Annotated in this window: 9 protein-coding genes and 2 pseudogenes; 6 read left to right on the top strand and 5 right to left on the bottom strand. The window is 69.6% G+C overall.

Annotated features, from left to right (window positions below; genetic code table 11):
• The 3 genes and pseudogenes from GJ633_RS17190 to GJ633_RS09935 all read left to right on the top strand — a co-directional run.
• Nucleotides 1-718, top strand: a pseudogene (locus tag GJ633_RS17190) (hypothetical protein); the annotation flags it as partial.
• A gap of 51 nt (nt 719-769) precedes the next feature.
• Nucleotides 770-2,020 (top strand): hypothetical protein, encoded by a 1,251-nt coding sequence (locus GJ633_RS09930; protein ID WP_156588701.1) that lies wholly within the window; start codon nt 770-772, stop codon nt 2,018-2,020.
• 193 nt (nt 2,021-2,213) lie between these two features.
• The gene (locus GJ633_RS09935; RefSeq protein ID WP_156588702.1) at nt 2,214-2,705 is read left to right on the top strand and encodes a hypothetical protein; all 492 of its coding nucleotides are present in this window, start codon (nt 2,214-2,216) and stop codon (nt 2,703-2,705) included.
• Nucleotides 2,706-2,744: 39 nt separating this feature from the next.
• On the opposite strand, the gene GJ633_RS09940 is transcribed toward GJ633_RS09935, so the two are convergent.
• Genes GJ633_RS09940 through GJ633_RS17820 form a run of 3 tightly spaced genes read right to left on the bottom strand, consistent with a single transcriptional unit; the run spans nt 2,745 to nt 6,871 of the window.
• A complete protein-coding gene (locus GJ633_RS09940) occupies nt 2,745-5,216 on the bottom strand; it encodes an RND family transporter (RefSeq protein WP_156588703.1) in 2,472 nt (823 codons plus the stop codon).
• A gap of 3 nt (nt 5,217-5,219) precedes the next feature.
• The gene (locus tag GJ633_RS09945; protein WP_231741324.1) at nt 5,220-6,215 is read right to left on the bottom strand and encodes a COG1361 S-layer family protein; all 996 of its coding nucleotides are present in this window, start codon (nt 6,213-6,215) and stop codon (nt 5,220-5,222) included.
• Nucleotides 6,212-6,871 (bottom strand): hypothetical protein, encoded by a 660-nt coding sequence (locus GJ633_RS17820; RefSeq protein WP_231741325.1) that lies wholly within the window; start codon nt 6,869-6,871, stop codon nt 6,212-6,214. Before GJ633_RS17820 ends, GJ633_RS09945 begins: the two co-directional genes overlap by 4 nt.
• Nucleotides 6,872-7,105: 234 nt before the next feature.
• Here GJ633_RS17820 and GJ633_RS09950 point away from each other — a divergent pair, with 234 nt between their 5' ends.
• On the top strand, nt 7,106-7,711 hold the full coding sequence (locus tag GJ633_RS09950; RefSeq protein ID WP_321169008.1) for a helix-turn-helix domain-containing protein: 606 nt from the start codon (nt 7,106-7,108) through the stop codon (nt 7,709-7,711).
• 136 nt (nt 7,712-7,847) lie between these two features.
• Nucleotides 7,848-8,777 carry a branched-chain amino acid transaminase gene (locus GJ633_RS09955; protein ID WP_156588705.1) on the top strand — a complete coding sequence of 310 codons (930 nt, stop codon included), beginning with the start codon at nt 7,848-7,850 and terminating at the stop codon, nt 8,775-8,777.
• Here the strand turns inward: GJ633_RS09955 and GJ633_RS09960 are convergent, their stop codons facing one another.
• The gene (locus GJ633_RS09960; RefSeq protein ID WP_156588706.1) at nt 8,778-9,497 is read right to left on the bottom strand and encodes a DUF502 domain-containing protein; all 720 of its coding nucleotides are present in this window, start codon (nt 9,495-9,497) and stop codon (nt 8,778-8,780) included.
• A gap of 106 nt (nt 9,498-9,603) precedes the next feature.
• Nucleotides 9,604-10,443, bottom strand: a complete 840-nt coding sequence (locus GJ633_RS09965; RefSeq protein ID WP_156588707.1) for a proline dehydrogenase family protein — start codon at nt 10,441-10,443, stop codon at nt 9,604-9,606.
• A 121-nt stretch (nt 10,444-10,564) separates the two neighbouring features.
• Here GJ633_RS09965 and GJ633_RS09970 point away from each other — a divergent pair.
• Nucleotides 10,565-11,048 (top strand): annotated as a pseudogene (locus tag GJ633_RS09970) (hypothetical protein); the annotation flags it as partial.

Here is an 11,048-nt window from a genome sequence, read left to right on the forward strand (position 1 = left end):
GCGCACGCTGGAGGTCGGCGGGATCGCCTCGATCGGCTACGAGACGCACGCGATCGAGTCGGACGACGACGGCGTGATCGCCCGACTGCTGCGGCTCTTCGGACTCGCCGAGGAGTCCGACTCCCCGTCGACCGACGCGGCGACGATAAAGCGGCTCGTTCGTCGGGCCCTCGAGTCGGATCTGACGCTGCCGTGCGACGTCACCGCGACCGACCGCGTGCTGGTGATCCTCTCCGGGCCGCCCGACGTCATCTCCCGGAAGGGGTTCGAGACCGGCCGGTACCTCCTCGAAGAAGAGACGGAGACGGTCGAGGTGCTCGCCGGCGACGAGCCGGTCCCGGACGCGAACTCGGTCACCGCGACCGTGTTGCTCTCGAACGTGACGGCCGTCCCCCGGATCGAGGAGATCCAGGACCGGGCGCTCGCCGCGCTGGACGACGCCGACGGGACCGACGGAGCCGACGGAACCGACGGAACCGACGGAACCGACGAGATCGGTGAAGCGAGCAAGCCGGACGCGGTCGAGGAGACCAGCGAGACGGACGCGGTCGGTGAGACCGACGAGGAGATCAGGACGGACGGGAACGAGGAGACAGCGACGGCGGACGAGACGGACGAGCCGATCGATGCGAGTGAAGCGACCGAGGCGGACGACGTCACCGCGGTCGCCGACCACGACTTCGACTTCGTCGACGCCGAGGAGGAACGCGGCGACTAGACGGCTCCGAATGGGACCCAGTTTAAGTTCCTCCCGGTCCGACGGACTCGCATGCAGCGGACACGACGCGACCTCCTCGCGGCGGGGAGCGTCGCCGTCGGCCTCGCGGGCTGTCTCGGCGTCGACGGGGTCACGTACCCCGACGAGTCCGATCCCGATGACGGGCCCGACGCCGACGACGGAGCCGACGGCGGCGACGGCGACGACGCCCCGGACGAGCCGCCGGACGAGGACGACGAGGAGGTGCCCGTCCCGAACCCGGCGCTCGCAGATGCGACGCGGGCCGTCGTCGACGACGCCGTCTGGTTCGCGTCGACCTACGAGGCGGCCATCGACGTGTACCTCGACGCGACCGGCGACGTGCTCGAGGCGGTGACCGCCGTCCGCGAACGGATCCACGAGCCCACGGACCCGACGACCGAGATGGCCGCCCGGCTCGAATCCGCCGGCTACGCCGCCGCAGATCGGGCCGCGGAGGCGCTCGAACCTCACTTCTACCCGCACGACCTGCTGCGGGAGCGGACCGACCGCCACGTCCCGGCGCTCACCAGGTCCGCCCGCCGGAACGACGCCGACCGGTTCGTCGAGGAGCTCGACCGGATGCACGGGTCGTTCTCGCGCATCCGGACCCCGATATACGTGGCCGGAACGTTCTCGCGGGACCCGATCCACAACCGGCTGCTCGATCGGCTGGCGCCCGGCGATCCCGACGACGTCCTCGTCGAGCTCGCCGTCCCCAGCCGCCGACGATTCGCGACGCTCGCACACGAACCGTACCCGGACGACGACGAGACGTTCCCGCCGGAATTCACCGCCGACCCGCTCCCCGAGGCGCGCCGGGAGTCGATCCGCGAGCGCCTCGGCCCCGTCCTCCGGTCGGACGGGCGCACCGAGGAACTGTTCGTCGCCTTCGCGCCCCGGCCGGAGCCCGCCGACAGCCGAACCGACGCGTTCCGCGGTCCGCCGGACGAACTCGACGGAACGCCGCTGCACGTGCAGCGGTACGCCGACGTCCGGACGGCGACCGCCCGCCTCACCGCGGTGCTGGAGGCCGGCGCGACCGAGGGCCGCGAGCCGCTCCTCCCGGACGTCGACGCGGCCGACGACGCGCTCGAGTGGCACCGGTACTACCACCGAGAGGAGGGCAGCGACCGGACTGGACTCGACGAGTTCCCCGGCGTGCAGTACGGGTACGTCCTGCAGGCCGGCGAGTTCCTCCTCGCGACCGGCTTCTCCGGCGACGCGTGGGAGGAACGCCCCAACTGGCAGGGACGGCTCGCCGACGCGTGGGTCACCGCTTGAACGACCGGACCCGCGTGGGAAGGATTCATGACGGCGGGCACGAAACCGACGGGACGATGGATCGGAGCCGTCGGCCGGGCGAACGCCTCTCGTTCCCGTCGTCCTCACCGCCTGGGGGTCCCGCATGACTCGGTCTCGCTCGCGGCGACGGTTACTCGCCGCAGCCGTCCCCGTCGCGCTCGGCGGGTGCCTGGTGGACCCGGGCGAGGACGCCGACGCGTCCGTCAGCCAGCAGGACGCGTCGGGTGTCCAGCCGACCGACGAGGACGACGCGGGCGAGGAAGCGGCGCAGGCCGACGAGGACGGGGAGTTTGCCGATCCCGCCGGGATCGCCGTCGAGGCCGTGTCGATCAACCGGATCGTCGAATCGTTCGACCGCTCGCAGATCGTGGCCGACGTCGTCGTACGCAACACGGGCGATCGGACCTACGGGACCCTCGAACTCCGCGTCGACGCCTTCTACGAACCGCCCGAGGACGACCGGACGTACCACCCGCCGCGGGTCGACGAGCGGACCGCGGTCGGGCGCACGTACGTCGAGCGGGAGTTCGAGGGCTTCGCGACGAACACCCGCACGTTCGACGATATCGTGATCCGGTACGACGCGGACGCCGACGCCAACGGCTCGACCGACCCCGCCGAGTTCGACCTCGAGATCGCCGTCCGTCGTGCGGAGCCGCTGTAGACGACGCGAAAGCAGAGACCGGTCGCGTCGTCGGCTCCGTCAGCCGAGCGTCGGCGTCGGAAGCGACGTCTGTGCGCCCCGATATCGCTCCCACAGCAGGATGGCCGGCGGGAGCGCGATCACGGTACACGCGAACGAGTACACCACGCTCAGTGCCATCAACAGGCCGAAGTTCCCGAGCACGGGCGTGATAGCGAGCGCGAGCGCGCCCGTCCCGAGCGAGGTGGTGAGCATACTGCCGAGCAGGGCGCCGCCCGTGCCGGCGAACGTCACGACCATCGCCTCGTACGCGTCGGTGTCCTCGTCGAACTCGTCGATGAACCGGTGGGTCGCGTGCACGGAGTAGGCGATCCCGAGGCCGATAGCGATAGAGAGGATCGTCGCGGTGAGGGCGTTGAGCGAGATCCCGAGGACCCGCATCGTCCCGAGCAGGAAGGCGATCGCGATGAGGATCGGGAAGACGTTCACGATCCCGAGAAGGGGCTTATGCTCCAAGACGGCGTACGCCACGACGAGGAACACCCCGGTCAGCCCCACCGCGAGGATCAGCCCCTGAATCGCGGACTGGAAGATGACCTCCGTCACCGCGTCGAAGACCACGATCTGGCCGGTCGCCGTCGTCTCGAACCGGAACTCCTCGGCGAACTGGTCGGTATCGACCGCCGCTTCGCCCTGCGAGGCGTCCGCGTCGATCGCGTAGTCGACCTGCGCGCTCCGCCGGTCCGGCGTGAGGTACTGCTCGGCGCGGTCGCCGGCCGACGAGGCGAACAGGACGTCGTAGATCCGGTCGAGGTTGCGGTCCGGGATCCCGTCGTCGTCGACGTCGTTGCGTGCAACGAGGTCGGCGAACTCCGGGTTCTCCCGGGCGTGTGACCGGATCACCGTGACGATGCTCGTCGGCCGAGCGCTCCCGCCCTCACCCACCGCGAGCGCGCCCGGCGGGTCGTCGTTCGGGTCCGCGAGCGCCTCCAGCGCGTGGCCCTCCTCGAAGTTCCCTCGGACGTACAACGTCACGGACTGGTCCTGGTTCGTAGCGAAGCGGTCCTCCAAGATGTTGAGCGTCTCCGTGACGGTGTACTCGCTCGGCGCGAACGGCTCCGGGAGTCCGGTCACGTAGTCCGGCTGCTCTTCGGGCGGGAGGAAGTCCTCCGTCTCGAAGGAGGTGTCGACGCCGCTGCCGTACGCCGCCGCCATGCCGCCGGTGACGAGCAGGAGGACGACGAGCGCGACCGGGACGTACCGGCTGAGCTGGGTCGGGAACGTCAGAACCCGGCCGATCGCCGAGTCCTCGGAGGCGATCGGTGCGGAGTTGAACTCGGGGACGCCGTAGGCGTCACGCAGCTTGTCGACCTCCAGCTTCGCCGCCGGGAGGAACAGCCCGAAGATCAGGAAGGTGAACACGATCCCGATCGCCGAGGCGAGCCCGAGGTCGCTGATCGGGCCGAGGTCCGAGATGACGTTCGCGCCGAACCCGAAGACCGTGGTCGCCGTGACGATGACGAAGGCGATCATCAGCTGGTTGTTCGCCTCCCGCATCGCCTCGACGGGCTCGTAGCCCGCGACGGTCTCCTCGCGGAAGCGGTTGATGATGTGGATCCCGAAGTCGACGCCGACCGCGAGCAGCAGCACGGGCACGGCGATGAGCTGCTGGCTGAACGGGATCCCGGAGAGCCCGAGGAAGCCGAACGTCCAGATGATGGTCATCAGCAGGGACAAGAGCCCGAGCGCCAGGTCGATCGGGTCTCGGTAGGCGACGACGAGGAACAGGAGCAACAACAGCACGACCACGGGCATCACGAGCGTCAGCGAGTCGCCGATGACGGTCGCGGTCTCCGCGTTGATGATCCCGGATCCGAACGCCCGGATGTCGACGGGACGGTCGTCGGCGAGCGTCTGGATCGTCGTCTGGATATCCTGGCGGTCGGCGCTGGAGAAGCCGGGCGGCACGTCGTGTCTCACCACCGTGATCGACGCCGAGGCGCTCGCGCTCGTCGGGTTGAAGTCGGTCGAGAGCGACCTGGAGAACCGCTCTGTGTCCGCCAGCTCGCGGACCGTCCGTCGCACCTGCGCGTCGCTGGCTCGCTCGATGACGCGCCGCTGCTCGGCTATCGTCGTCGCCGAGGGGTCGATCGTCTGGGCGACGACCGTGGCGGGACCGGTCGCCGAGGCCACCCGGAGGTCGTCGCGCCGTTCGATCTCTTCGAGCAGCCGGAGCTCCCGCTCGAGCGCCTCCTTCGTGAGGACGTTTCCGCCCGTGTGGATGAGCTGTGTCGACTCGCCGTCGGGCTGGAACGGGTCTTCAAATTCTTCGTTTATCGCTTCGAGCGCCTCCTGCTCTTCGAGCCCCTCGGTGAACGAGTCGGTGGCTTCGGTGTCCGTGCTGACGAGCCCCATTCCGCCGGCGAACACCAGCGTGAGGACGAGGAACGCGACGATGACGCGCCGGGGACTGTCGACGATGGCGTCGTTGAGCCGCCGCGCGCCCGCCTCGATCCGCTCGCCGGCCGACATCGACTACTGCCGCCTCCGGTAGACGGCGAGCGCTCCCGTCGCGACGACGAGGAGCGCGACGACGATGACGGGCAGCGGCAGCCCGCCGTCCTCGCTTTCGGTCACGTCGATCGGGACGCGGTAGGTGTCGGTGAGCTGGCTGTCGCCGTCGGCGTCGTCGTACCGGAAGTCGAACGAGACCGGGTAGGTGCTCCCCGCGGTCGCGGAGGCGGTCGTGGTCAGCTCGAAGGTCATCGTCGTGGTCTCGCCGGGGCCGATCGACTGGACGTACCCCGTGTCGGTGGCACCGGTGTCGAGCGGGTCGTCGGCGAACAGCCGCGCCTCGACGTCGCTCGCGGTCTCGTTCAGGTTGTTGGTCACCGCGACGTCGACGGTGCGGGTCCCGCCCGCCTGGATGGTGCGGTTCTGGACCGCGACGTCGAAGCGGTCCCGCTCGGGAGCGACCTCGGCGGTCACGGCCAGCTCCTCGAACGCCCTGGTCTCGCCCTCGTCGTTGCGGTACTGGACTGCCATGTCGAGCGAGCGCAACCCGGCCTCGGCGCCGCCGCCGATCGCGACGGGCAGCGAAAAGGTCGCGCTCTCGCCGGGGTCGAGGGTGCCCACGGCGGTCGAGCGCTCCGACGGGAGCACGTTGGGGTCCTCGCCCGCGTACTGCACGACGACGCTTTGGGCCGGCACGGGACCGTCGTTGCGCACGGTGCCGACCAGCTCGCCGTCCTCGGCGACGCGGAGGGTCGACTCCACGTCGGTGAGCGCGAACTCCTGTTCGGCGAGCGGGAGGACGCCGAGCGAGAGCCCCTCGTCGGTCCGGGCGATCCCGTCGGGGTCCGCGAACTGCACGGAGCCGGAGAGCGTGTACTGCTGGACCGGGAGGTCGGACGCGACGCCCACGTCGTAGGCGACGGTCGCAGTCTCGCCGGGGCCGAGTTCCTCGATCCGGACCGTGTCCGACTGGCCTCCGCTCACGGTGACGCTGTCACTCTGGGTCCCGAAGGTCACGTCGGCGTCGCGGGCCGGCTCCGCGCCGACGTTCTCGATCGTCGCCTCGACGGTGCCGGTGTCGCCGACCTGGGTGTCGCTCTCAACGTCGACGACCTGGAAGCGGGCGCCTCGCGGACGCGCAGGTCGACCTCGCGCGGGATCGTCACGGTCCGATCCTCGCCCGAGGAGATGTACGTGTAGGTGATGTCGAGGTCGAGCGAGTAGGTGCCGGGTTCGACGTCGTCCGGCACGTTGAGGCTCACCGGAACCTGGCCCGGCGTTGTCGTCGTCACGCCGCCGATCGCCGTCTCGCCGGATTCGACGGAAATCGGGCCGCTGGCCTCGGCCTTGACGCGGACGTTGCGCGCGGTGGTGACGATGTCGCTGTTCGCGGGGTCGCCGAACCGCAGGTTCCCGTCGTTGGCGATCGTCAGTTCCACCTGGTTCGTCCGACCGGGGACGAGGTTGGGGTTCGACACGTATACGCCGAGGTCGGGCGAGCCGCCGACGTTGGATGTCTGTGCCGGCGGCGTCGCGGCGCCGTCCTCGACCGATGTGCCGATCGCGGCGGCGGACTGTCCGCCGGCCAGCTCCGCCCCGACGGCGCCGGCGCCGACGCCGCTCGCGATCAGCAGGACCCCCAGAAGAATCGCGGACAGGGGACGCGTTCGCATGCGCTACGCCTCCGCGAGAATGACGGAGTCTCGGATATCGCGGGAATCGGCGGTCTCACCGCGAGTACCGGTCGTCCGACGATCGGCTGGAGGGATGCGATCCGACGGCGGGCGGGTGACTCGTTGCACATCTCTGTCTCGGTTCACGAATCAATAAACGTTTCTTTCTTCGAATCGCAAAGCAGGTATGGAACCGAGAAACCGGCGCGTCGCGGTCGTGCTGGAGGCGGTAGCGTGACGCGCTTCACGGACGAGGACCGCGAGCGCATCCGCGCGGAGCTGATCGAGGCGGGACACGAGCTGTTCGCCGAGTTCGGCTTCGATCGCACGCGCGTGAGCGACGTGACGGACGCGGTCGGGATCGGAACGAGCACGTTCTACCAGTTCTTCGACTCGAAAGAGGCGCTGTACCTCGAAGTGCTGCTGGTGGAACGCGATCGGATCTTCGAGCGGCTGGAGGCCGAACTCGCCGGGGCGGAGACGGCCCGCGAGGAGGCCGAGACGATCCTGCGGACGATGTTCTCGCAGGTTCGGTCGAGTCCACTCACGTCGCGGCTGTTCGTCGAGGGCGAGATCCGGCTGGTCGAAGCGCAGCTGGACGGGACCGAACACGAGACGGCGGACCCCGGCGAGATCGGGAAGATGCTCCCGCAGCCGGACGAGTGGGTCGCCCGCGACGACGTCTCTCTCGACGACCCCGATGTCGTGCGCGGGGTGTTGCGGTCGCTGCTGTTCGTCACGCAGGCGCAGGGGACGCCGCTCCTTCCGACGGTGGCGTACGAGGCGGTCGAAGACGCCCTGATCGAGACGGTCGTCGACGGGCTGTTCGCGGATGGCTGACGGGCGTAAACTCACCTCACGGTCGATTCCAGAGACGATCGACGATTCGTCGCGCCGCCCACCGCAGTGCTCTCGAACCGGAAACCGAGGGAGCGTATCTCACAAATTTAAGCCGAGAGGTCACGACCGGTGGGGTATGGGATTCGACGAGATGGAGGTCGACACGATCTGGAAGAACGGGGAGTTCCTCGACTGGGAGGACGCGACCATCCACGTTCTGACCCACGCGCTCCACTACGGAAGCGGCGTGTTCGAGGGCGTCCGCTGTTACGACACCGAGGAGGGACCGGCGATCTTCCGGTGGGAAGAGCACCTCGACCGGCTGTTCGACTCCGCGAAGCTGTACGACCTCGACATCGACCACTCGCGCGAGGAGCTCACCGAGGCCACGATCGAACTCCTCGACCGTCAGGACCTCGAATCCTGTTACATCCGACCGATCGCCTACTACGGGTACGACTCGCTCGGCGTCTCGCCCGCCGACTGCCCGACCGACGTCGCGATCGCGGCGTGGCCCTGGGGCGCGTACCTCGGGGAGGAGGCGCTCAACGACGGCGTCGACGTGATGGTCTCCTCCTGGCGGAAACACGCGTCCTCACAGATCCCCACGAACGTGAAGACGACCGGGCTGTACGTCAACTCGATGCTCGCTGGCGAGGAGGCGCGCCGGAACGGGTACGTCGAGGCGATCGTCTTGAACAAGGAGGGGAACGTCGCCGAGGGCCCCGGCGAGAACATCTTCATGGTGAACGACGGGGAGATATACACGACCGGACCCGCCCAGTCCATCCTCGAAGGGATCACCCGCGACACCGTCATCACCCTCGCCGAGGAGCGCGGCTACCAGGTCCACGACGAGGCGATCATCTCCCGCGGACAGCTGTACACCGCCGACGAGCTGTTCTTCACAGGCTCCGCCGCCGAGGTGACCCCGATCCGCTCCGTCGACGACACCCAGATCGGCGCGGGCACCCGCGGGCCGGTCACCGAGGAGCTACAGGACGCCTTCTTCGACCTCATCGAGCGCCGCACCGACGAGCACGACGAGTGGTTCACCTACCTGTGACTACTCCGACTCCGCCGACGACGACCCCGTTCCCCGAGCGGTCGACCGGTCCTCGTTCCCGGGGGTCCCGTCGGTCCGGACGCCGGTGACGCCGCCGGATCGCTCGGCGGCGTCCGGTGGACGTTCCTCCTCGACGGGGACCTGGTGGGCGGACTCGGCGAAGCCGGCCGAGAGGACTCGCGTCATCCCTTCCTCGACCGTCTCGCCGGTCTCTTCGACCTTCTCCGGGTCGACCTCGATGACGAACCCCGTCGTGATGTTCGGCGCGGTCGGCATGAACAGCACCACCTTGCCGTCCCGCGTCTTCTTCCCGGTACGGAACGCGGTCATCCGGATCCCGGGCCACGTCTCGAGGTACACCGGGCTCTGGAGGTCGTCGGTGCCGGAGACGGCGGTCTCGATCGCGAGCTTGGAGGCGTTGTACACCACGCGCAGCGCGGGGATCCGGTTTATCGCGCCGTCGACGGCCGACTCCGCCAGCCGGCCGAGGGTCGTCCGCATGAAGTAGCCGACCGCGAGGACGACCGTCGAGAACACGGCGAGCGCGATGACCACCCGCGAGATCGGCTCCAGCGGGGCGGGGATGATCGCCGGCTGGAGCCCCTCGATGAGCGGGATCGACGCGATGTAGCGGTAGATCCACTGGAGGACGAGGAGGAGGACGAGGAGGGGCGCCAGCACGATGAGCCCGCTGGCGAAGTCGCGTTTCCACGTGGACATCTGTCGAGTGGATATGCGGCGGCGGCCCTTAAGAGGCCTTCTACGCGCCCGGCGTCATCGCCGGTCGACCGCCCGCGCGTCTCACCGGCCGACGGGGGCCGGCGTGTCACCGCCCGACGATCGCCCGCGCCGCGAACGCCAGGTTCTCTCTGCGCTCGCGGACGCGCCGGGAGAAGTACGAGAGCCACTTGTCGCCGTAGGGGGTGTACTGGGCGACGTCGACGCCCTGCGCGGCGAGGTCGCGCTGAGCCGCCTCGCGGACGCCCATCAGCATCTGCACCTCGTAGTCGGCGTCGTGCTCGCGCGCGAGCCGGTCCGCGAGCGCGATCATCGCGGGGTCGTGGCTCCCGACGGCGATCCCGCGATCGCGTCGCTCGAACAGGAGCCGGAGATCCTCGCGGTAGGCCTCGTCGACCCGGGCCTTGTCCGTGTACGCGATCGCGGGCGGCTCGTCGTACGCGCCCTTCACCAGCCGGATCGCCCCCGGTACGTCGACGAGCCGGTCGAGGTCCTCGCGCGTCCGCCTGAGGTTCGACTGGAGACACTGGCCGACGCGCCAGGGGTAGTCCGCGGCGATCGACGCGAAGGCGTCGAGGGTCGCGTCCGTGGTATCGGCGTCCTCCATGTCACACCAGACGAACGCGTCCAGGTCGTGGGCGTGAGCGACGATCTCGCGGTAGTGCTCCGCGAACAGGTCGTCGGAGACGTCGAGCCCCAACTGGCTCGGCTTCACCGACACGCAGGCGTCGAGCCCGGCGGCGGCGATGTCGTCGAGCAGGTCGAGGTACGCCTCCGTGTCCGCGCGAGCGTCGTCGGGGTCGTCGTAGTGCTCGCCCAGGCGGTTCAAGATGACCCTGAGGCCGTCCTCGTTGCACGCGCGGACGTGCTCCAGCGCCACCGGGACCGTCTCGCCGGCGACGAACCGTCGCGCGATCGGGGGGATCATACCCGGATCTTGGGCCGGTACGGCCTTCACCCTTGCCCGCACCGAACGCCCGGCGGTCCCGCCTCGGTTCGGGTCGGTCGCGCCAGCAGGTTCAAGCCGTGCGGGACCCATCTACCGGTGAATGCGGCTCGACGAGTTCATCGAGTTCGAGGCGAACGAGCGGGCCGAGCGCCGCCGGCTCGCCGCCGAGAAGGACTACGCAATCTTAGACCACCTCGACTCCTTCGAGCGGCGCTTCGAGGAGCACGTCTCCGACGACGCCGTGGTCGGCAGCGTCTCCCCCTCCATCTTCGTCGGGCGCGCGAACTACCCGGCCGTCTCGACCGGCCTGCTCTCGCCGGTCGGCCGCGAGTCGGCCGCCGACCGCTTCCGCACCTCCGCGGCGTGGTACGACGAGGGCGTCTCCATCGCGGACGTGTTCGACCGCCGGACCAGCCTGCTCAACTCGACGCGGGGGGTCGACGTCACGAGCGCAGGCGCGGCGGGGACGGGAGCCGACACCGACCGGTCGGCCTCTGTACACGACGCGTGGGACGGCTGGCTCGGCGTCCAGCGCGAGGTTGCCATCGCCGACCGCCCGGTCGACGTCGAGATCGGCCTCGACG

The sequence above is a fragment of the Halorubrum sp. CBA1125 genome, from assembly GCF_009742825.1.
Lineage (GTDB): Archaea > Halobacteriota > Halobacteria > Halobacteriales > Haloferacaceae > Halorubrum.